The 22,123-nt window shown below is 66.5% G+C and carries 17 protein-coding genes and 1 pseudogene; 13 read left to right on the forward strand and 5 right to left on the reverse strand.

The features are described from left to right. Positions 1-88: 88 nt before the first annotated feature. Together alaS and D3874_RS08935 are read left to right on the forward strand one after the other, a co-directional pair. The gene (gene alaS / locus D3874_RS08930; RefSeq protein WP_119777779.1) at positions 89-2,740 is read left to right on the forward strand and encodes an alanine--tRNA ligase; all 2,652 of its coding nucleotides are present in this window, start codon (positions 89-91) and stop codon (positions 2,738-2,740) included. Between the two features lie 104 nt (positions 2,741-2,844). Further along, positions 2,845-3,060: a hypothetical protein gene (locus D3874_RS08935; RefSeq protein ID WP_119777780.1), complete on the forward strand. Its 216-nt coding sequence runs from the start codon at positions 2,845-2,847 to the stop codon at positions 3,058-3,060. A gap of 100 nt (positions 3,061-3,160) precedes the next feature. Here the strand turns inward: D3874_RS08935 and D3874_RS08940 are convergent, their stop codons facing one another. Beyond that, entirely contained in the window at positions 3,161-3,793 is a 633-nt protein-coding gene (locus tag D3874_RS08940; protein WP_119777781.1) for a 2-hydroxychromene-2-carboxylate isomerase, read from the reverse strand. 89 nt (positions 3,794-3,882) lie between these two features. Here D3874_RS08940 and D3874_RS08945 point away from each other — a divergent pair. After that, positions 3,883-5,084 (forward strand): annotated as a pseudogene (locus tag D3874_RS08945) (CaiB/BaiF CoA transferase family protein). Then, positions 5,081-6,082 carry an LLM class flavin-dependent oxidoreductase gene (locus D3874_RS08950; protein WP_119777782.1) on the forward strand — a complete coding sequence of 334 codons (1,002 nt, stop codon included), beginning with the start codon at positions 5,081-5,083 and terminating at the stop codon, positions 6,080-6,082. The pseudogene D3874_RS08945 and the gene D3874_RS08950 overlap by 4 nt, the downstream one beginning before the upstream one ends. Here the strand turns inward: D3874_RS08950 and D3874_RS08955 are convergent. From D3874_RS08955 to D3874_RS08965, 3 genes are read right to left on the reverse strand one after another with little or no spacing between them, the layout of a single operon-like run. Next, the gene (locus D3874_RS08955; protein ID WP_119777783.1) at positions 6,070-6,573 is read right to left on the reverse strand and encodes a periplasmic heavy metal sensor; all 504 of its coding nucleotides are present in this window, start codon (positions 6,571-6,573) and stop codon (positions 6,070-6,072) included. The two genes, D3874_RS08950 and D3874_RS08955, sit on opposite strands and share 13 nt — an antisense overlap. Beyond that, positions 6,563-6,997, reverse strand: a complete 435-nt coding sequence (locus tag D3874_RS08960) for a hypothetical protein (RefSeq protein WP_119777784.1) — start codon at positions 6,995-6,997, stop codon at positions 6,563-6,565. The genes D3874_RS08955 and D3874_RS08960 overlap by 11 nt, the downstream gene beginning before the upstream one ends. Next, on the reverse strand, positions 6,994-7,572 hold the full coding sequence (locus D3874_RS08965) for a sigma-70 family RNA polymerase sigma factor (RefSeq protein WP_233559885.1): 579 nt from the start codon (positions 7,570-7,572) through the stop codon (positions 6,994-6,996). The genes D3874_RS08960 and D3874_RS08965 overlap by 4 nt, the downstream gene beginning before the upstream one ends. 94 nt (positions 7,573-7,666) lie before the next feature. Here D3874_RS08965 and D3874_RS08970 point away from each other — a divergent pair, with 94 nt between their 5' ends. From D3874_RS08970 to D3874_RS29180, 5 genes are all read left to right on the forward strand, one after another. Continuing rightward, positions 7,667-8,254 (forward strand): uracil-DNA glycosylase family protein, encoded by a 588-nt coding sequence (locus tag D3874_RS08970; protein WP_119777786.1) that lies wholly within the window; start codon positions 7,667-7,669, stop codon positions 8,252-8,254. Positions 8,255-8,350: 96 nt separating this feature from the next. Then, the gene (locus D3874_RS08975; RefSeq protein WP_119777787.1) at positions 8,351-9,484 is read left to right on the forward strand and encodes an AAA family ATPase; all 1,134 of its coding nucleotides are present in this window, start codon (positions 8,351-8,353) and stop codon (positions 9,482-9,484) included. Next, positions 9,481-13,407 (forward strand): tetratricopeptide repeat protein, encoded by a 3,927-nt coding sequence (locus tag D3874_RS08980; protein WP_147385590.1) that lies wholly within the window; start codon positions 9,481-9,483, stop codon positions 13,405-13,407. The genes D3874_RS08975 and D3874_RS08980 overlap by 4 nt, the downstream gene beginning before the upstream one ends. A gap of 93 nt (positions 13,408-13,500) precedes the next feature. Next, the gene (locus D3874_RS08985; RefSeq protein WP_158595910.1) at positions 13,501-14,409 is read left to right on the forward strand and encodes an alpha/beta fold hydrolase; all 909 of its coding nucleotides are present in this window, start codon (positions 13,501-13,503) and stop codon (positions 14,407-14,409) included. 301 nt (positions 14,410-14,710) lie between these two features. Further along, the gene (locus D3874_RS29180; RefSeq protein ID WP_199698998.1) at positions 14,711-15,508 is read left to right on the forward strand and encodes a hypothetical protein; all 798 of its coding nucleotides are present in this window, start codon (positions 14,711-14,713) and stop codon (positions 15,506-15,508) included. A 2-nt stretch (positions 15,509-15,510) separates the two neighbouring features. On the opposite strand, the gene D3874_RS08995 is transcribed toward D3874_RS29180, so the two are convergent. After that, positions 15,511-17,184 (reverse strand): flavin monoamine oxidase family protein, encoded by a 1,674-nt coding sequence (locus D3874_RS08995; protein ID WP_119777790.1) that lies wholly within the window; start codon positions 17,182-17,184, stop codon positions 15,511-15,513. Positions 17,185-17,640: 456 nt separating this feature from the next. On the opposite strand from D3874_RS08995, the gene kdpF reads away from it, so the two are divergent. From kdpF to kdpC, 4 genes are read left to right on the forward strand one after another with little or no spacing between them, the layout of a single operon-like run. Beyond that, positions 17,641-17,724, forward strand: coding sequence for a K(+)-transporting ATPase subunit F (gene kdpF, locus D3874_RS31950; RefSeq protein WP_119777791.1), 84 nt, complete (start codon positions 17,641-17,643; stop codon positions 17,722-17,724). A gap of 13 nt (positions 17,725-17,737) precedes the next feature. Further along, entirely contained in the window at positions 17,738-19,465 is a 1,728-nt protein-coding gene (kdpA, locus tag D3874_RS09005; RefSeq protein WP_119777792.1) for a potassium-transporting ATPase subunit KdpA, read from the forward strand. An 11-nt stretch (positions 19,466-19,476) separates the two neighbouring features. After that, on the forward strand, positions 19,477-21,531 hold the full coding sequence (kdpB, locus tag D3874_RS09010) for a potassium-transporting ATPase subunit KdpB (RefSeq protein WP_119777793.1): 2,055 nt from the start codon (positions 19,477-19,479) through the stop codon (positions 21,529-21,531). 16 nt (positions 21,532-21,547) lie between these two features. Further along, the gene (kdpC, locus tag D3874_RS09015; RefSeq protein ID WP_119777794.1) at positions 21,548-22,120 is read left to right on the forward strand and encodes a potassium-transporting ATPase subunit KdpC; all 573 of its coding nucleotides are present in this window, start codon (positions 21,548-21,550) and stop codon (positions 22,118-22,120) included. Positions 22,121-22,123 lie beyond the last annotated feature (3 nt).

Genomic DNA, 22,123 nt, shown 5'->3' on the forward strand with positions numbered 1-22,123 from the left:
AGTATTGAGTTTTTCAATGGTCCTGCCGCATCCAAGCCGGTAAGAAAGCACGATCAAGCGTTTAGGCCCAGTCACGGTTCAGAGGATCATGAAGAGCATCAACGAGATCCGTTCCACCTTCACCGACTATTTCGTGAAGGCCGGCCATCGGCATGTGCCGTCGAGCCCGCTGGTGCCTGCCAACGATCCCACCTTGATGTTCACCAATGCCGGCATGGTCCAGTTCAAGGACGTCTTCACCGGCAAGGAGAAGCGCGATTATGTCCGCGCCGCCACCGCCCAGAAATGCGTGCGCGCCGGCGGCAAGCACAACGATCTGGACAATGTCGGCTATACCGCGCGGCATCACACCTTCTTCGAGATGCTGGGCAACTTCTCGTTCGGCGATTACTTCAAGGACACTGCGATCGAGCTGGCCTGGAACCTGATCACAAGGGAATACGGCCTGCCCAAGGACAAGCTGTGGGTCACCGTCTATCACACCGACGACGAGGCCCATGCCCTGTGGAAGAAGATCGCCGGCCTGCCCGACGAGCGCATCATCCGCATCCCCACGTCCGATAATTTCTGGGCCATGGGCGATACCGGTCCCTGCGGCCCGTGCTCGGAAATTTTCTTCGATCACGGCCCCGGCGTGTTCGGTGGCCCGCCCGGTAGCCCGGACGCCGACGGCGACCGCTATATCGAGATCTGGAATCTCGTGTTCATGCAGTACGAGCAGTCGGCCGACGGCAGCCGGATCAACCTGCCCAAGCCGTCGATCGATACCGGCATGGGGCTGGAGCGGGTCTCGGCCGTGCTCCAGGGTGTGCACGACAATTACGACACCGACCTGATGAAGGCTCTGGTCTTCGCCTCGGCCGATGCCACCGCGACCGATCCCTACGGCATCCACAAGGCCAGCCACCGGGTGATCGCCGATCACCTGCGTTCCTCCTCCTTCCTGATCGCCGACGGCGTCATGCCCTCGAACGAGGGCCGCGGCAACGTGCTGCGCCGGATCATGCGCCGTGCCATGCGCCACGCCCAGTTGATCGGCGCCAGGGATCCCTTGATGTACCGGCTGGTGCCGGCGCTGATCGGCCAGATGGGCATGGCCTATCCTGAGTTGATCCGCGCGGAAGCCTTGATCACCGAGACCCTGAAGCTGGAGGAAACCCGCTTCAAGCAGACCCTGGAACGCGGCCTGAAGCTGCTGGACGAGGCGGTCGCCGATTTAGGGGAAGGCCAGCCCCTGCCGGGCGACGTCGCCTTCAAGCTCTATGACACCTATGGCTTTCCGCTGGACCTGACCCAGGACGCCCTGCGCCCGCGTAACATCGCCGTGGACACCGAGGGTTTCGACACGGCGATGGCGCACCAGAAGGCCGAGGCGCGCAAGGCCTGGGTCGGCTCGGGCGAGGCCTCGACCGATCTGGTCTGGTACGAGCTGAAGGAAGAGGTGGGCGCTACCGAGTTCCTGGGCTACGACACCAACGAGGCGGAGGCCCGCGTGGTCGGCCTGGTGGTGGACGGCAAGCGCGTCGATCGCGCCGCCCCGGGCACCAAGGTCAGCGTGGTGGTGAACCAGACCCCGTTCTATGGCGAATCCGGCGGCCAGGCCGGCGATACCGGGACCATTCGGGGCCCAGGCTACAGCGTGGCCGTGGCCGATACCGCCAAGAAGCTGGGCCTGCACCTGCACCAGGGCACGGTCGAGGGCGGCGAGATCGCCGTGGGCGATACCGTGCATCTGGCCATTGACACGGTCCGGCGCGACCGGCTGCGTGCCAACCATTCGGCGACCCACCTGCTGCACAAGGCCCTGCGCGACGTCCTCGGCCCTCATGTGACCCAGAAGGGTTCGCTGGTCGCGGAAGATCGCCTGCGCTTCGACGTCAGCCACAACAAGGCGATGTCGGAGGCCGAGATCGAGGCGGTGGAGAATGCGGTCAATGCCGCCATCCGCGGCAACGGCGGCGTCACCACCCGCCTGATGACCCCGGACGACGCGGTGAGGGCCGGCGCCTTGGCCCTGTTCGGCGAGAAATACGGCGACGAGGTGCGCGTCGTCTCGATGGGCGGCGAAGACCTGGAACATGCCATCTCGACCGAGCTGTGCGGCGGCACCCATGTGCGCCGGACCGGCGATATCGCCGTCCTGAAGATCCTGTCGGAATCGGGCGTTTCCGCCGGTGTGCGCCGGATCGAGGCGCTGACCGGCGAGGCGGCGCTCAAATATCTGCGTGATGAGGAAAGCCTGCTGAAGCGGGCCGCGAACGCCCTGAAGGCGACGCCGGCCGAACTGCCCGACCGGGTCGCGGCGCTGCTCGACGAGCGCAAGCGGCTGGAGCGCGAACTGGCCGAGGCGAAGAAGAAGCTGGCCACCGGCGGCGGTGGCGGCGGCGAGGGGATGGCATCGGCGCAGGTCGGCGGCGTCACCGTGGTCGCGCGCAAGCTGGACGGGGTGAACCCCAAGGATCTGCGCGGCCTGGTGGACGAGGCCAAGAAGCAGATCGGCGCCGGCGTCGTCGCCTTCGTGGCGGTGAACGACGGCAAGGCCGCCCTGGTGGTGGGCGTCACCGAGGAACTGTCGGGCTCGCTCAGCGCGGTCGACCTGATCCGTGTGGGTGTCGAGGCGGTGGGCGGCAAGGGTGGCGGCGGCCGCCCCGATCTGGCCCAGGCCGGCGGCCCGGACGGTGCCAAGGCGGACGAGGCGTTGGCGGCGATCCTGCGTGCGATCGAGGCCAAGGCGGCCTGATCCCCGGATGCGGGATCGCCGATAAAAGCCTCTCGACTTGCAACAAAGTCCGGCTATGGTCGCCGGACTTTGCAACGGCCGGCACGGGCCAAGAGGTAAGCGCCATGAAGGTATCGGAACTGATCGCCGAACTGTCGAAGCTGGACGGCAACACCGAGCTGCGGCTCGCCATGCCGTTCGACGAGGACGAAGTCGATGTCTATGAAATCGGCGCCATCGACGTGATCGAGGACGACCAGGGCGACAGCGCCGTGCTGCTCATCGCCGAGCTCGAATTCGAAGACGAAGGCTTCGACGACGAGCCTGGCAACGACGACTGATCAGCCCGATTCCGCTCCCCTCCGCCCGCTTGCGGGGGGAGGGGCTGGGGGAGGTGGGTCGCGCCGCCGCGAGATGCCGGTGTCTGCCTTCACGACCTCCTCACCCAACCCTCTCCTCCCGCGGAGGAGAGGGCTTTGTGCGGAGCGCCGCGGCGACCAGCGGCAGGCGGTCGTTGCCGAAATACATGTCGGTGCCGTCGACGAACATGGTCGGCGAGCCGAAGCCGCCCCGGGCGATCAATTCGTCCGTATTGGCGCGCAGGCGGTCCTTGTAGGCCGCGGTCCCGATCTTCTCGAAGAATTCCGCCCGGCCGATGCCAACCCGGTCCAGCACCGGCACGATCACGCTGTCCTGCGAGATATCCTCCAGCCGGCCCCAATAGGCCTCGAACAGGGCCCGGGCGTAGGGCCGCAGCAAGCCCTTCTCGGCAGCCACGAAGCAGCCGCGCATGACCTTCACGCTGTTCACCGGAAACACCGGCGGCTGGCCGATGGTGATGCCCACATAACGGGCCCAGTCGGCCAGGTCCTTGACATAGTGGCGCAGCTTCACCGGGTTGGGATTCTCCCGCGAGGCATAGACGCTGTCGTTGACCGCGTTGAACACGCCGCCCACCAGAATCGGCCGGTAGTCGAGCGTGCCGCCGATCTCGGCCACCACCTGCTCGATCTGGGTGAAGGCGAGGTAGGTCCAGGGGCTGGAGATATCGAAAAAGAATTCTAGGCGTGGCATGGCTTCTCCCGTCCTTGTTGCCGCCGCCATTGTGCCACCGATTGCGCCGTCACACACTGGCCCGCGAAGAAGAGCGGAGAGCGTCGGGCATGAGTGGGGCATTGGAAGGCCTGCGGGTAATCGATCTGTCGCGTGTGCTTGGCGGGCCCTATTGCACCCAGATCCTGGGCGATCACGGCGCCGACGTGATCAAGATCGAACCGCCGCAAGGCGACGAGACCCGCGAATGGGGCCCGCCCTATGCCCCGGGCGATCCCGATGCCAGCGCCTATTTCACCGGCATCAACCGCAACAAGCAGGGCATGGCCCTGGACATTTCCAAGCCGGCCGGGCGCGAGGTGCTGCTGCGCCTGCTCGAAGAGGCCGACATCCTGGTCGAGAATTTCAAGACCGGCACGATGGAGCGCTGGGGCCTGGGTTTCGAGGCCGTGCTGAGCGAGCGGTTTCCCCGCCTGATCCATTGCCGCGTCTCAGGCTTTGGCGCCGACGGGCCGCTGGGCGGCAATCCGGGCTATGACGCGGTGGTGCAGGCGATGACCGGGCTGATCTCGGTCAACGGTTCGCCGCAATCGGGGCCGGTGCGCATCGGCATCGCCATCATCGACATGGCGACCGGCATGAACGCGGTCATCGGCATCCTGATGGCGGTGGCGGAGCGGGCACGCTCGGGCAGGGGCCAGTTCGTCGAGGCGACGCTCTACGATACCGGCATCTCCCTGCAGCATCCCCACGCCGCCAACTGGTTCATGACCGGCAAGGAACCGGTCCTGACCGGCAACAGCCACGCCAATGTGGCGCCTTACGATCTCTACCAGACACGTACCAACCCGGTGTTCCTGGGGTGGGCAACGACGGGCAGTTCCGCAAGTGCTGCCAGATCCTGGGCCGGCCGGACTTGGCTGACGACCTGCGTTTCCGCACCAATTCCTCACGCAGCGCCAATCGCCCGGCGCTGACACAGGTCATGACGGCGCTGTTGGCGCAGGTTGACGGCGAGGCCTTCACCCTCGAGCTGCTGGCGGCGGGCGTGCCGGCCGGGCCCATGCAGACGATCGGTCAGGTCCTGACCCACCCGCATACAAGCCACCGCGACATGGTGGTGGAGCACGACGGCTGGCGCAGCGTCGGCCCGGCGGTGAAGCTGGGCCGCACGCCGGCCAGCGTGCGCCGTGCCCCGCCGGCCTTCGGCGCCGACAGCCGCGCGGTCCTGTCTGCGGCGGGTTACACGCCGGCTGAGGTCGACCGACTGATCGCCGAGGGCATCGTGCCCACGCTGCGGGGCAAGGCATGAGGCCGCGCCTCTCGGTCCTGGATCAGTCGCCGATCCGCGCCGGCGGGACGCCCTCCCAGGCGATCGCCGAGACCATCGAACTGGCCAGGGCCGTCGACCGGCTGGGCTATCACCGCTTCTGGTGTGCCGAGCATCACGCTTCGGCGGCGTTCGCGGGTTCGGTGCCTGAAATCCTGATCGGGCACCTGGCATCCCAGACCTCGACCATCCGCCTTGGCACCGGCGGCGTCATGCTCAGCCACTATGCACCGCTCAAGGTTGCCGAGAGCTTCCGCATGCTGGAGACCCTGTATCCCGGCCGGATCGATCTGGGGCTGGGCCGGGCGCCGGGCGCCGATCAACTGACCACCGCGGCCCTGCGCCCCGGGCCGACCGGCTATGGCCCGGAAGTCTTTCCCGAATTGCTGGTCGACCTGTGCGGCTTCCTGCGCGGGCCATTGCCGCCGGACCATCCCTTCGCCCGGGTTGCGGCGCAGCCCGTGGGGCCGGGCATGCCCGATGTCTGGCTGCTGGGCTCGGGCGGCGATTCAGCGGCCTATGCCGGGGCGATCGGCTGCGGCTTCGCCTATGCCCATTTCATCAACCCGGACAATCTCGCCGTGGCGCTCGAGGCCTACCGGCGCAGCTTCCGCCCCGGCCTGCTGGCCCAGCCCCGGGTGATGCTGGCGATCTTCGCGCTGGCCGCCGACACCCAGGACGAGGCGCGTTACCTGGCCAGGACGCGGGACCTGTGGGTGTTGAACCTGCTGGCCGGGCGCAACATCCCGTTCCCCGATCCGGCCCACATCGATCTCACCGCGCTGCCGGCGGAGGTCAGGCGCCGCCTCGACCAGGTCGCTGCCCGCGGCATCACCGGCGAGGTGGCGGGCGTGAAGGCCAGGCTGGACGAGATCGTGGCGGCGACCGGGGCGGACGAATTGATGATCGTGACCATCACCTTCGACTTCGCCGCCCGGCTGCGCTCCTACGAACTGCTGGCCCAGGCTTACGGCACCTGAGGCGGCGGGCCGTCGCCCGGTGGGGGCGGTGGCGGCGGGCCGTCTCCCGGCGGGCCGCCGCGGCCGGGCCGCAGGCGCTTGCGGTCTTCGATCGAGAGCTTGACCACACCTTCGACAAAGGCCTGTTGCAGGCGGGCCTGCACGGCGGTGGTGAGCCCGGCCAGCCGGTCCAGAGCCGCCGTCAGGGCCACCTGATCCACCGTGTCGGCCTCGATGATATGCTTGATCTCGCGCTTGATCTCGCGCAGGGCCTTGAAGCTGTCGCGCAATTCCTTGCGGCCGTCGCGCATGCTTTCCAGCATGACGGCGCGGCCTTCGGGCGACAGATCGCGAAACATCTGGTCGATGACGCCGGGGCTGCCCAGGTCGAACGGCGGCGGCGGCGGGTCCGACCGATGGGCAATGACGATGCCGGCGACCACGAGGTTCAGCGCCAGCGAAAGGGTCGCGACGATGGCGAGGCCGACGATCCAGCGGCGCTCACGAGTCATAGTTGTCTCCCACGATCAGGGCCTGAATGGTGGAGCCGTCCAGGTCGTCGCCACCGCTGTTGCTCAAGGGATCGCTGATCATGCCCGTCCAGCCGACGAACAGGCCGAAGACCAGGGAGGCTGCCAGCGCCATGCCGGCCCGGGTCACGATCGGCCGCGCCCGAAACGGCACCACATTGTCGCGCATTGCCTGGCCGCCGGCCCTGGCCGCCGCCAGGATGCGCGCCTTCAAGGCGCTGACCTCCGGCGCCGGCCGCGCCAATCGTCCGGCAATGCGCACGGCATCGTCGAGCAGGGCCCGTGCCGTGGCCGAGGTTGCCAGCAGGCGGCTGGCGTCGCCCAGCCGGTCGGCCGGCCACAGGCTGAGATCCGGGCCGAAGCGGTCGAGATCGTCGGTGAACTGGTAGATCTGCTGCGGGCTCATGCTTGTCCGACCTCCGCCGGGGCATAGGCGGCGAGACTGGCCCGCAGGGCCCGGCGGGCCCGCACGAGCAGGGATTCAAGGGCACCCTCGGTGACGTCGAGGGCGGCGGAGGCTTCCGACTGGCTGAAGCCGTCGATCAGGCACAGGCGCACGGCCTGGGACTGGCGGGCCGGCAGGCCGGCCAGCGCCGCCTCCAGGGCGCGGCCCAGGGCATTGCGTTCCGTCTCCGCTTCCGGGCTGAGGCCGGGATCGACCGGTTCGGGCACGTCGTCGAGGGGTTCGGGGCGGGCTTTCCGCATATGATCGAGGGATAGGTTCATCACAATTCGCCACAGCCAGGTCGAGACGCGCGCAGTCGGCTGCCAACTGGCCGCTTTGGTCCAGACGCGCAGGAAACATTCCTGGGCGATCTCGTCCGCCACGGCACGGCTGCCCGTGACGCGCGTGGCCAGGGCCACCGCACGCGACAGGTGCCGGTCCATCAGCAGCGCGAAAGCAGCCTCGTCGCCGACCGCGATTCGCCGCATCAGCGCTTCGTCCTCCGGCACCATACTTGCGCCGAATTCAGCGCTCATTCTCGAATTCCGCCATTCGGCACGCCATCTGCCCTGCGCCTCACTATGGTCATGAAACGAGACAGGCGGGAACTTCCTGCGCCAGATTCAACTGATGACAGCCGAGCCATTCGACCAGCTCCTCGCCCGGGTCAGGGCCTGCCGCCTGTGCGCGGCCAAGATGGACCACGAACCCCGTCCCGTGTTGCGCGGCCGGCCCAGCGCCCGGCTGCTGATCGCCGGGCAGGCGCCGGGCATGCGCGTCTTCGAGACCGGCATCCCCTTCAACGATCCGTCGGGCGATCGGTTGCGCCAGTGGTTGGGCATAGACCGCGAAACCTTCTATGACGAGGGGCGGATCGCCATCCTGCCGATGGGATTTTGCTATCCAGGCACCGATCCGCGCGGTGGCGACCGGCCGCCGCGGCCGGAATGCGCGCCCGCCTGGCGCGCCGGCCTGATCGAGGGCCTGCCGCAAATCCGTCTGACCCTGGCGATCGGCGCCTATGCCCAGGCCTGGCACCTGGGGACGCGGGCCCGGGCCAGCTTGACCGAGACGGTGGGCGATTTCCGGGCCTATCTTCCCGAGGTCTTCCCGCTTCCCCATCCCTCCTGGCGCAACAACGCATGGCTTTCCCGCAATCCCTGGTTCTCGACCGACGCCTTGCCCGCCCTGCGCGCGGCGGTTGCCGCCTTACTTTGATTGGGTAAAATTGAAATTATCTGATTATGAATTTATTTTATTGTGGATTTATTCATTTTTGAATAGCCTCTCTTGGATTCTGGATCGGGAGGGAATATGCACAATCGGCGCGAGGAGCGGGCGGAGTTGATTCGCATCTTTGAGGCAGGTGTGAGCGTTCAAATGCTCGCGCCGCGCCGTGTCGGCAAGACTTGGCTGATGAGGGAGGTCGCGGACGATCTGCTGAGAAATGGATGGGAGATCGTATTTCTCGATGTCGAGGGCATGCGTACCGAAAAGGAGTTTCTGGGTGCGCTCTGCCGCAAACTCGAACAGACCGCCGGTTTCGCCGATCAGCTAACTCGAAACCTCAAGCAGCGCCTGAAGCAGTTCCTGGCCGGTACCGCAGACGGAAACCCGATCGAGGCATTAGGTCGGCTCGATGCCAAGGATTTCGCCGAAGCGCTGGTCGCCGCGCTCGACGATGCGAGAAAGCCCACGGTGATCCTGATCGACGAAATTTCGCTCTTCGTGATGGAACGCTTGGCGCAAGACCCCGACGGGACCAAGGCGTTTCTCTACCACTTGCGCAATCTGCGGCAGAGTTATCCGGGAGTGCGCTGGCTGTTGACCGGCTCCATCGGCCTGGACGCGGTCGCCCGGCGCAGCGGCATACAAGGTGCATTCCTCGACCTCGAAGTATTCGCCTTGCACCCGTTCGGCGAAGCTGCGGCCGCTTCCTACCTCGCCGATTGCTGCAGCCGCGGTCTGGTCCGAAAACCTTTCGCCCTTGACGCGGAGGGGCTCGCCCATCTGGCGGCGGAACTGGGGTGGCTCTCACCTTACTATCTCAAGCTCGTTGCCAACCGTATCGAGCCCCGAGGTGAGAACCTCAGCGGACGGCGCCGCGCCCGCAAGGAGGATATCGACGAGGCCTTCGCGGCGCTGCTCGAGCCCGTCTATCGCAGTAACTTCGCGGCCTGGGAAGAACATATCGACAAGAACTTCCCCGCGGCCGAACGCCTCCTCCTCCACGCCATCCTCGATGTCTGCTGCGAGGCGGTGGACGGCGAGATTTTTGATACGCTGTTCGCCCGGCTTCGATCGGAACACCCAACGATCTCGGTGCGCCTGCTCAAGGATATGCTCTGCGTCCTGGCCAACGACGGCTTCCTCCAAGATAGGGCGGGGCGTTGGCGCTTTAGCTCCGGCCTTCTAAGGCGCTATTGGTTGAGGTATCTGCACGCATGAGCATGTCGTTCTACAATCAGGATCGGCTCGACGATGAAGCCTTCTTGGCCAATTTCATCGCGCGCGGCGATCTCGCCGCCTTTCTGCTGGACCAGTTGCGAGTGGTGTCGGCGGATGCGCCGGCCGAGCACCACTTGATCGTGGGGCCGCGCGGGATGGGAAAAACCAGCCTGCTGCGGCGTGTCGCCATCGGTGTCACCCGCGACGACGACCTCCGCTGTCGCTTCGTCCCGCTGCGCTTTCGTGAGGAGCAGTACAATGTGCTGACCTTGGCCGACTTCTGGCGCAATTGCGCTGACGCGCTCGCCGAATGGTGTGAAGCCAATGACCGGCATGAAATGGCCACTCGCCTCGATCAGCTCACGGCGAGCCCGGTCTGGCGGGAGGAGGGGGCCGCCGGCGAAATCTTTATCACCGAGGCGAGCGGGCTCGGCTTGCGGCCGCTGTTGCTGGTCGACAATCTCGACCTGATCGTGGATGCCCTGGGCGAGCAGGAGCAATGGGCCCTGCGGCGTGCCCTACAGGCGCCCGGCGGGCCGATCCTCTACGGCGCGGCGACCCAAATCCTGCGCCAGACCGGGGATCGCACCGCTGCCTTCTACGAATTCTTCGCCCCCCACCTGCTGGAACCGCTGTCACGCGAGGAACTCGTGCGGTGTCTGCGCGCTCTCGCCGAGGTACGGGGAGAGGCGGGGCGGCTCGTCATCGAAATCCTGCACCGCGAGCCCGAGCGCCTGCACACCCTGCACGAACTCACCGGCGGCAACCCGCGCGTACTGGCCATGCTCTACCGGCTGCTCGAAAGTGCCGAAACCGACACGGTCATGGCTGATCTCGAAGCCCTGCTCGACCAAGTGACGCCCTACTACAAGGCACGGGTCGAGGAATACCGCACCACATTGCAGCGTGCCGTCATCGATGCCGTAGCGCTGCATTGGGACCCCATCACGTCGCACGACTTGGCCCAAGCCACGGCGATCGAGGTGACGACGATCTCACCTCAACTCTCCCGCCTCAAGAACGATGGGCTGATCGAGGAGGTGTCGGTCTCGGGCGCTCGCTCGGGTTACCAACTCGTCGAGCGCTTTCTCAACATCTGGTATCTCATGCGCCACGGCACGCGCCGCACCAAACAAAGAGTGCGCTGGCTGGTGGCGTTCTTGGCGAATTTCTATTCATCCGACGAACTGCGCCGCATTTCCTCGGCGGGACGGGCGCGGTCGGGTGCTGGCCCCCTGCACGCCATGTGGTGCGAGGCGGTGGATGCGGCCGTGGAATATGTCGAGGATCCCGCTCGCTACAGCCGGCAGGCGGCCGGTGAAAGCGCCATGCCCATGCGCACAGCTGTTAACTTGCAACAATCGCGGACCGGCACCGAGCTTGGTGATCTCGGCGATTTGGCTTCGCGTCTGGAGACAGCCGAGAGCCCTCAGATCTTGATCGATATTTATGACGAAATAATCGCCCGCTTCGGCGATGCCGGAGAGCCGGCGCTGCGCGAGGAGGTTGCGAGAGCGCTCGTCAACAAGGGAATCACACTGGGCGATCTGAATCGGAACGAGGAGGCGATCGCCGTCTATGACGGGATGATTGCCCGCTTCGGCGATGCCGGGGAGCCCGCGCTGCGTGAGCAGGTAGCCGGAGCGCTTGCCAACAAGGGGATCACGCTAGGTGGCCTGGATCGGAGCGAGGAGGCAATCGATATTTATGACGAAATAATCGCCCGCTTCGGCGATGCCGGAGAGCCCGCGCTGCGCGAGGAGGTTGCGAGAGCGCTCGTCAACAAGGGAAGCACACTGGGCGATCTGAATCGGAACGAGGAGGCGATCGCCGTCTATGACGAGGTGGTCGCCCGCTTCGGCGATGCCGCCGAACCCGTGCTGCGCGAGGGGGTTGCAAGAGCGCTCATCAGCAAGGGAATCAGGCTGAGCGGCCTGAATCGGAGCGAGGAGGCGATCGCCGTCTATGACGGGATGATTGCCCGCTTCGGCGATGCCGGGGAGCCCGCGCTGCGTGAGCAGGTTGCCGGAGCGCTTGCCAACAAGGGGATCACGCTAGGTGGCCTGGATCGGAGCGAGGAGGCAATCGATATTTATGACGAAATAATCGCCCGCTTCGGCGATGCCGGAGAGCCCGCGCTGCGCGAGGAGGTTGCGAGAGCGCTCGTCAACAAGGGAAGCACACTGGGCGATCTGAATCGGAACGAGGAGGCGATCGCCGTCTATGACGAGGTGGTCGCCCGCTTCGGCGATGCCGCCGAACCCGTGCTGCGCGAGGGGGTTGCAAGAGCGCTCATCAGCAAGGGAATCAGGCTGGGCGGCCTGAATCGGAGCGAGGAGGCGATCGCTGTCTATGACGAGGTGGTCGCCCGCTTCGGCGATGCCGGGGAGTCTGTGCTGCGCGTACAGGTTGCGAGAGCGCTCATCAACAAGGGGTACAGGCTGGGCGTTCTGGGTCTGAGTGAGGAAGAGGTCGCCGTCTATGACGGGATGATTGCCCGTTTCGCCGATGCCACGGAGCCTGCGCTGCGCGAGCGGGTCGCGAGAGCGCTCGTTAACAAGGGAATCACGCTGGGCGACCTGGATCGGAACGAGGAGGCGATCGCTGTCTATGACGAGGTGGTCGCCCGCTTCGGCGATGCCGGGGAGTCTGTGCTGCGCGTACAGGTTGCGAGAGCGCTCATCAACAAGGGGTACAGGCTGGGCGTTCTGGGTCTGAGTGAGGAAGAGGTCGCCGTCTATGACGGGATGATTGCCCGCTTCGGCGATGCTGCGGAGCCCGCGCTGCGTGAGCAGGTAGCCGGAGCGCTTGCCAACAAGGGGATCACGCTAGGTGGCCTGGATCGGAGCGAGGAGGCAATCGATATTTATGACGAAATAATCGCCCGCTTCGGCGATGCCGGAGAGCCCGCGCTGCGCGAGGAGGTTGCGAGAGCGCTCGTCAACAAGGGAAGCACACTGGGCGATCTGAATCGGAACGAGGAGGCGATCGCCGTCTATGACGAGGTGGTCGCCCGCTTCGGCGATGCCGCCGAACCCGTGCTGCGCGAGGGGGTTGCAAGAGCGCTCATCAACAAGGGGTACAGGCTGGGCGTTCTGGGTCTGAGTGAGGAAGAGGTCGCCGTCTATGACGGGATGATTGCCCGCTTCGGCGATGCTGCGGAGCCCACACTGCGCGAGGAGGTTGCGAGAGCGCTCGTCAACAAGGGATACAGGCTGGGGGGCCTGGGTCGGAGCGAGCAGGCGATCGCCGTCTATGACGAGGTACTCGCCCGGTTCGGCGATACCGGAGAGCCCGCGCTGCGCAAGCGGGCTGCGGGAGCGCTCGTCATAAAAGGCAATCTGCTCGCCGATCGTTTCAAGGACTATGCCCGAGCGGAAAATGCCTACCGCGAGTCTCGACACGTTTCGCCCGAGAATGAAACGCTGCTCGATACAAATCTGGCGTGGCTTTGGTTGGCCACCGGGCGGACCGAGGAAGCGGCTGGGCTGCGCTCGGCCCTCAGCGAACTTGATCCGGCCGGGTTGAAGCTCCTCGACGCCGGGCTTGAGCTGGCGCGGGACAATTTCGGCACCGCGACTGCCAATCTCGACGCTGCCCTGAACGGCGACCTGGAGACCGGTGAAAATAGCTACACTGACGACCTCTACCGCCTTCTGCGCCTAGCGCAGGCTCGAGGCTATGGCGAGAAGCTGATCGTCTGGTTCGAGGAGACGGGGCACAACGACCGGCAGGCGCCGGTCTACGCCGCTTTCGTCGCCTATGTACGCGGCGAGCGCTTCCTGCTCGATTTCAGCCCCGAGGTGCGGCGGCCCGCGACGCGGATCTATGAATGGCTGGTGGGCCATCGCACCAAGGCAGATGAGGAGCCGAAAAAGGCGACCGCGCGCAAACGAGGCCGACCGCCCAGGCGACGCGGCTAGCGTGGCATGACGCCCCTTCGTTTCCTTGTTTGCCGATCCCGCGTTGCTGTGATCGCGCTGGCAGCCGTATTGCTGGCCGGGTGCGGGGCGGTGGTGACGGGAACGGGCCCAGCCACCCAGACCGCGCGCCTGGACGATCGGGCGATCGTGACCGCCGACGGGACGGTCCTGCCGCTCACCGTCTGGGCGCCGCCGCCGGGGGAGAAGCCGCGAGCGGTGATCGTGGCGCTCCACGGGTTCAACGACTATGCCCATGCTTTCGCCCTGCCGGCCCGGTTCTGGGCCAGCCGCGGGATTGCCACCTATGCCTATACCCAGCGCGGCTTTGGCCGGCAAAGCCCGACCCGGCTGTTGTGGCCCGGTACCCGGGCCCTGGTCGAGGACGCGGCGGCGGCGGTGCGTCTGGTCGCGGCGCGCAATCCCGGCGTGCCGCTCTATCTGCTGGGCGAGAGCATGGGGGCTGCGGTCGCCATCAACCTGATGGCGGGGCCTGATGCGCCGGCCGTCGAGGGCCTGATCCTGGTCGCGCCCGCGGTCTGGGGCCGGGCGGACATTCCGTTCCCGGGCGAGTGGCTGCTCGACGGCATGGCCTTCGCCATGCCCTGGAACCGGATCAACGCGCCCGAAGGGATTCAGGTCAAGCCGACCGACAACGCGGCGATCATGCGCGAGTTGCGGGACGACCCCAATGTCGCGAAGGAGACCCGCGTCGATGCGCTGCAAGGCCTAGTCGACCTGATGGACGAGGCCAAGCGCACCACCGCCGCCGTCCGCTGCCCGACCCTGCTGCTCTACGGCCTCGACGATCAGCTCGTGCGCTTCGAGTCGGTCCAGGCCATTGCGGCGGCATTGCGCCGGGCCACGCCCGACTTTCGGCGGGTGGACTACACCCGGGGTTATCACATGCTGATGCGCGACCTGCGGGGGCCGCGGGCGTGGCGCGATATCGAGGCCTGGGTCCGCGACCCGCGCGGGCCGTTGCCGGGGGACGGGCTCGATTAACCGCAACGTTAAGGCAAACGGGTTAATCAGTGTCGATTTGCCGTTGCACCGGGAGCTTTCCGCCACGAAGCTGCGTGCGACTCATGTATAGTGCAGTGCGGGGTTCGATCGTTCGACCCGCCTTTGAGGGGCAAAGGACGAGGGGCATGGCGCGTGTTTCCGCCATACATTGGGTGGCTTTGGCTTGCCTTGCGATCAGCCTGCCGATGCTCGATGGCTGTGCCAAGGCGCGTGTCGCGGGGGAACCCCCACGGCGGTCGCAGGCACCCGTTCCGTCGCCGCCGCTGCAGTCGCCGGGACCGTGGCCAGCCTGGCCAACCCGGTGTCCAGCCCGTCGGTAGAAGTCGATGAGATTGCCGAGGAGGAGGCGGGTGACGATGTCGCCGCCTTTGCCGCGATCGATCCCAGTGCTGGCCGCGCCGCCGGGCCCCAGGCACAGGTCGGGCTCAGCGGCGATACGCTGGACGGCAACGTCGCCCTGGGCGGCGCAACCCAGGGCACGGCCCAGAACGTGCTCGACACCATCGCCGCCCGGTCCGACCTCAAGGTCTTCTTCAGCACCAATTCGATCGATCGCGGCCTGCTGGCCAAGCGCGTCGACCTGGGGGCTTCGGGCACCGAGACCACCGAGGTGGCGGTCGACACGGTCTGCCGCACCGCGGGCCTGTCGTGTTTCTACGCTGCCGACTACCGCTCGCTGTCGGTCTACGACCCGCGCGAGTTCCAGGCCCAGGGGCCGGACATGAAGGCGCTGGTCTACGACCGGCGCGAGGGCGAGTTCGAAGTGGCGACCGCGGCCACCAGGGCCAGGGCTGTTGCCGCGGCTGCCAAGCCCGGCAAGCCCAAGCCCACGGCGGCCAGCCGTAAGCCGGGCAAGAAGCCCGTCGCCAAGCCCGCCTCCAGCCGCAAGCCGGCGGCGACCAAGCCGGGCAAGCCCAAGCCCGCCGCCGCCAAGCCCGGCAAGCCCAAGCCCACCGCGGCCAAGCCCAAGCCCGCTTCGACCAAGAAGCCCCCGGCTGTCAAGCCCAAGCCCGCCACCACCAAGCCTGCCTCGGCCAAGAAGCCGCCGGCCCCGGCGAAGAAGCCCACCAAGAGCTAGGCTCAATCGCCCAGCGCGATCGGCCCGATGCGGGGCATGGCCTCGCCCGGCCCGGGATTGCCGGCCGGACTGTTGCCGCCCAGGTGGTGGGCGATGCCCCACACCGCATTGAGCGCCGTCTGCACCGCGCCCTCGGCCCAGGCCGGGGTCCAGGAAATGCCGTCGCCGGCCAGGAAGATGCCGCGTTCCTGGGGCGGCATCTCGCCCTGCATGAAGTGGGTGTACATGCGGTGGTTATAGCGATAGTGGCCGGGCAGGGCGCCCTTGAAGGCGCCCAGGAAATGCGGGTCGCTCTCCCACGAAACCGTGATCGGGCTGCCGATGATGTGGCGGCCGATGTCGAGGTCCGGATAGACCCGCTTCAGCGCGTCGAGCATCAGTTGCACCCGCTGCTCGACCGGTAGCGGCAGCACCTTGAGGGCATCGCTCATCCAGGAATAGGACAGGCAGATCACGCCCGGCTTGTCGGGGCCGTTGTCGAACAGATAGGTGCCGCGGGTGATGCGGTCGGTCAGGGTCATGCTCATGGTGTGGCGCCCGGTGACCGGGTCGCGGTCGTGCCAGAACGGCCGGTCGACCATGACGAAGGTCTTGGACGATTGCATGTAGCGCGTCCGGTCCAGGGCCATCCACAGGCGATGCGAGAACAGGCTCTCGTCGCAATGCAGATGGGTGGTCAGCAGCCAGGACTGGCAGGTGACCAGCACCGCCTTGTAGCGGCGGGAGTCGCCCCAGCGGTCGGTGATGCCGATCTCGTCGGGCGCGGTGCGGCTGATCCTGGTGACGGCGCCGCGGGTGGCGCCGCCGTGCAGCCTGGCCAGGGTCGTACCGGCCGGCCAGTGCACCAGGCGCTCGGGCGCCAGGGTCCACAGGCCGCGCGGCAGTTGCTCGACCCCGCCTTCGACCAGGTGCTGGTTATCGTCCAGGTTGGTGCAGGCGACCCGCAGGATCTCGAGCATGGAATTGGGAAAGTCGCTGTCCCAGCCGCCGGTGCCGAAACCCACCTGGCCGAACACCTCGCGGTGGCGGAAGGAGTGCCGGCTGAACGAGCGCGAGGTGGCGACGAAATCATAGAAAGTGCGCTCGTCCCACAAGGGCACCAGGCGGTTCCAGATTTCCTTGAGCGTGGCCACGTCGCGGCGGCGGATGGCGCGCTGCAGGCTGGTGAAATCGGCGCCGTCCTCCAGCGCGTCGTACCAGGCCTCGCTGATCTCGCGCAGCAGGGGCGGCAACTCGCCGCCCTGTTCGACATAGATCTGCCGGCCTTCCAGGTCGATCAGGGTGCTGGGGGTCGCCGGGTTCAGCGGGTTGGGGAAGGGCCGGGTCTTGAGCCCCAGCGTGTCGAGATAGTGATAGAAACTGGTCGAGGAGCGGGGAAAGCGCATGCCGCCCAATTCGGCGATCAGGCCGCTGCCGCCCTCGAACGGCTCCGACCGCAGCCGGCCGCCCATGCGCCCGGCCTCGTAGATCACCGGCTTGAGGCCCAGTTTCATCAGCTCGTAGGCCGCCACCATGCCGGCAATGCCGGCGCCGATCACCGCAACCTCGGTGCCATGGGCGGCGGCCGGTAGATCGGCGAGGCCGGCGGGGTGGGCGATCCAGTCGTCGAAGGCAAAGGGGAAATCGGGGCCGAAGGCAGTGACGGGCGACGCCTCATCACGGGGGTGGGCACTCATGCTTGTTCTGACTCCCTGGCCATGACGCGGGATGGCGGGGCCGAGAATAGCATCGCCGACACCCGGATAAAGCCGGGATCGCCTGGCTGTCCTTGGGAACCTTGGAACCATTTTTGATCGTCATGCCCGGCCTTGTGCCGGGCATCCACGTCGGGACGAGCTACATCCGTTGACGCAAGAGGCGGCGTGGCGACGTGGATGGCCGGGACTTCGCCCGGCCATGACGAAAAAGAGCGGGCCCAAACGGTCAAAAAACCGTTCCGAGCAAAATCCCGGACTTTCGCTGGGATGACGACGGCGGGTTTTCTCATAGGGCGCGTTTAGGGGGCGCCACCCTATCTTGCGGGCTGCATTCAGGAGCCTGACACATGGACCTTTTCTTCATCGGCGTGACGCTGGCCTTCTTCGCCTTGAGCGTCGCCTACGCCTATGCCTGCGAGCGGATGTGAGGCGGCCATGGAATATGCCCTCGGCGCCGCCGTCTCCGTCTTCATCCTCGGCTACCTAGTCTACGCCCTGATCCGGCCCGAAAAGTTCTGAAGCGAGTCCTCCCATGACCTCGAATGGTATTTTGCAGATCGCAATCTTTTGCGGTCTCGTTTTGCTGTGCGTGAAGCCGCTGGGCGGCTACATGGCACGGCTGTTCCAGGGCGAGCGGGTCTTCCTGTCGCCCGTCCTCGGGCCGATCGAACGGCTGCTCTATCGCGCCGGCGGTGTCGACGCCAAGTCCGATCAGCATTGGCTGGCCTATGGCGTCGCCATGCTGCTGTTCAACCTGGCCGGGCTGCTGGTGACCTATCTGGTCCTGCGCTTCCAGGACGTGCTGCCGCTCAACCCGCAAGGGCTGCCGGCGCTGAGCCCGGATCTTGCCTTCAACACGGCGGCCAGCTTCACCACCAACACCAACTGGCAGTCCTACGTCGGCGAAGCCACCATGAGCTATTTCAGCCAGATGGTCGGCCTCGCCGTACACAACTTCACCTCGGCCGCCACCGGCATTGCGCTGGCCATCGCCTTCATCCGCGCCTTCTCGCGTGCCAGCATGAAGGGCCTGGGCAATTTCTGGGTCGATATCACGCGCGTTACCCTCTATGTGCTGCTGCCGATCTCGATCGTGCTGGCGCTGGTGCTGGTGTGGCAGGGCATGCCGCAGAACCTGGATCTTTATGTCCAGGCGACCACGGTCGAAGGCGCCAGCCAGACCATCGCCCAGGGGCCGGTCGCGTCCCAGGTGGCGATCAAGATGCTGGGCACCAACGGCGGCGGCTTCTTCAACGCCAATGCCGCGCACCCTTATGAAAACCCGACGCCGCTCAGCAACCTGCTACAGATGGTGGCGATCTTCGCGATCGGCGCCTCGCTCACCAATACCTTCGGCCGCATGGTCAAGGACCAGCGCCAGGGCTGGGCCATCCTGGCCGCCATGGGGATCATGTTCCTGGTGGGCCTGGGCGTCGTCTATAGCGCCGAGTCCGCGGGCAACCCGCAGTTCACTGCCGCCGGCATCGACCAGCAGGTCACCGTGCTGCAGCCCGGCGGCAACATGGAAGGCAAGGAGGTTCGCTTCGGCATCGTCAATTCGGCGATCTTCGCGACCACCACCACCGCCGCCTCGTGCGGTGCCGTGAACGCCATGCATTCCAGCTTCACGCCCCTGGGCGGCCTGATCCCGATGATCAACATCCAGTTGGGCGAGATCATCGTCGGCGGTGTCGGTGCCGGCCTGTACGGCATGCTGCTGTTCGTCGTCCTCGCGGTCTTCATCGCCGGGCAGATGGTCGGGCGCACGCCCGAATATCTGGGCAAGAAGATCGAGAGCCGCGAGGTGCGCCTGGCCTTCCTGGCGCTGCTGGTGTTGCCGTTCAGCATTCTGGGTTTCACGGCGATCGCCGCAGTCAGCCCGGACGGCCTGAAGGGCCTGCTCAGCGCCGGCCCGCACGGCTTCTCCGAGATGCTCTATGCCTACTCGTCGGCCACGGGCAACAACGGCAGTGCCTTCGCGGGCCTCACCGCCAACTCCCCCTTCTATAACACCACCCTAGGGATCGCGATGCTGATCGGCCGCTTCCTGATGATCATGCCGATGCTGGGCATTGCCGGCTCGTTGGTCACCAAGAAGAAGCTGCCGCCCTCGGCCGGCACCTTCCCGACCCACACGCCGCTGTTCGTCGGCCTGCTGGTGGGCGTGATCCTGATCGTCGGCGGGCTGGAGTTCTTCCCGTCGCTGGCCTTGGGCCCGATCGTCGAGCACTTCGCCCTCCAGGCCGGCCAGTTGTTCTGAGGTAATCCATCATGTCCATCACCCACGACGCCCGGCCCATCTCGCTGTTCGATCGCAAGATCGTCAGCCGGGCCCTGGTCGACAGTACCGCCAAGCTCAACCCCAGGACCCTGATCCGCAACCCGGTGATCTTCGTCGTCGAGATCATCTCGGTTCTCGTCACCTTCGTCTTCATCCGCGAGTTGGTGACGGGTACCGGCGGCGCCTTCTCAGGGCAAATCGCCGCCTGGCTGTGGTTCACCGTGCTGTTTGCCAACTTCGCCGAAGCCGTGGCCGAGGGTCGGGGCAAGGCCCAGGCCGACAGCCTGCGCCGCACCCGCTCCGACACCATGGCCAGGCGTGTCGACGACACGGGCCAGGTCACCACCGTGTCCAGCAACAAGCTGCGGGTCGGCGACGTCGTGGTGGTCGATGCCGGCGACATCATCCCGTCGGACGGCGAGGTGATCGAGGGCATCGCCTCGGTCGACGAATCCGCGATCACGGGTGAATCGGCCCCGGTGATCCGCGAATCCGGCGGCGACCGCTCGGCCGTCACCGGCGGCACCCGCGTGCTGTCGGACCATATCAAGGTCCGCATCACCGCGGCTGCCGGCAACACCTTCCTCGACCGTATGATCGCCCTGGTCGAAGGGGCGAAGCGCCAGAAGACGCCCAACGAGATCGCCCTGTCGATCCTGCTGGCCGGCCTCACCATCATCTTCGTCTTCGCCACGGTGACGATCGAACCCTATGCCAACTATGCCGGCGGTTCGGTCCCGGTGGTGCTGCTGGCGGCGCTGTTCATTACCCTGATCCCGACCACCATCGGCGGCCTGCTGTCGGCGATCGGCATCGCCGGCATGGACCGCCTGATCCGCTTCAACGTGCTGGCCACATCGGGCCGCGCGGTCGAGGCGGCGGGCGACGTCGATACCCTGCTGCTGGACAAGACCGGCACGATCACGCTGGGCAACCGGGTGGCGACCGAGTTGATCGCCATGCCCGGCGTGAACCTCAAGGACCTGGCGGAGGCGGCCCAGCTTGCCTCGCTGCGCGACGAGACGCCGGAAGGCCGTTCCATCGTCGTCCTGGCCAAGGAGAAATACGGCATCCGCGCTCATGAAATGGGGCCGATGGATGCCCATTTCGTGCCCTTCACCGCCCAGACCCGCATGAGCGGCATCGATTACAAGGATGCCGTCCGTGGGCCCGTGTCGATCCGCAAGGGCGCGGTCGATGCGGTGCTTGCCTTCGTCGGCTCGCAGAGCGTGCCGCGCGAATGGAACACGGCGGTCGAGACCATCTCCAGGTCGGGCGGCACGCCCCTGGGGGTGGCCCAGAACGGCCGCCTGCTGGGCGTCGTCCACCTCAAGGACGTGGTCAAGGGCGGTATCCGCGAGCGTTTCGCCGAATTGCGCGCCATGGGCATCCGCACGGTGATGATCACCGGTGACAACCCGCTGACCGCCGCGGCCATCGCGGCCGAGGCCGGCGTCGACGACTTCCTGGCCCAGGCGACGCCCGAGAACAAGCTGGCCCTGATCCGGGAAGAGCAGGGCAAGGGCCGCCTGGTCGCCATGTGCGGCGACGGCACCAACGACGCCCCGGCCCTGGCCCAGGCCGATGTCGGCGTCGCCATGAACACCGGCACCCAGGCCGCGCGCGAGGCCGGCAACATGGTCGACCTCGACAGTGACCCGACCAAGCTGATCGAGGTGGTGGGCATCGGCAAACAGATGCTGATGACTCGCGGCTCGCTGACCACCTTCTCGATCGCCAACGACGTTGCCAAATACTTCGCCATCATCCCGGCGATGTTCGCGGCGACCTATCCCCAGCTAGGCAGCCTCAACGTCATGGGCCTGTCGACCCCGGAAAGCGCCGTGCTGTCGGCCATCATCTTCAACGCCCTGATCATCATCGCGTTGATCCCACTCGCCCTGCGGGGCGTGCGCTACCGCGCTGTCGGCGCCGCGTCTCTCCTGCGCCGCAACCTGCTGATCTACGGCCTGGGCGGCATCCTGCTGCCCTTCGGTGCCATCAAGGCGATCGACATGATCGTCTCGGCGCTGGGTCTGGCCTGATCCGGAGACCAACATCATGCTGTCGCTCATCCGTCCTGCCCTGGTTCTCGTCGCCGCCTTCACGGTGATCACGGGGCTGCTCTATCCGCTGGCCCTGACCGGCATCGCCACCACCGTGTTCCCCGACCAGGCCCATGGCAGCCTGGTCAGGAACGAGGCCGGCCAGGTCATCGGCTCCTCGCTTCTCGGCCAGGGCTTCGCTGGGGAACGCTACTTCCATTCGCGGCCCTCGGCCGCCGGAGCCGGCTGGGATGCCGCGGCCTCGTCGGGCTCCAACTATGCCCCCACCTCCAAGGCCCTGATCGACCGGGTGAAGCAGGGCGTCGCCGATCGTAAGGCGGAGGATGGCGGCGACATGGTCCCCGTCGACCTGGTCACCACCTCGGGCAGCGGCCTCGATCCCGACATCACGCCGGCGGCGGCCTTCTACCAGGTGCCGCGAATTGCCCGCCTCCGCGGCCTGGACGAGGCCCGGGTGAAGGCGCTGGTCGAAGCCCACATCCAGGGCCGCCAGTTGGGCGTGCTGGGCGAGGCGCGGGTCAATGTTCTGGCCTTGAACCTCGCCCTTGATAAGCTCGGCCCACAATAACCA

It is taken from the genome of Oleomonas cavernae, from assembly GCF_003590945.1.
Taxonomy (GTDB): domain Bacteria; phylum Pseudomonadota; class Alphaproteobacteria; order Zavarziniales; family Zavarziniaceae; genus Zavarzinia; species Zavarzinia cavernae.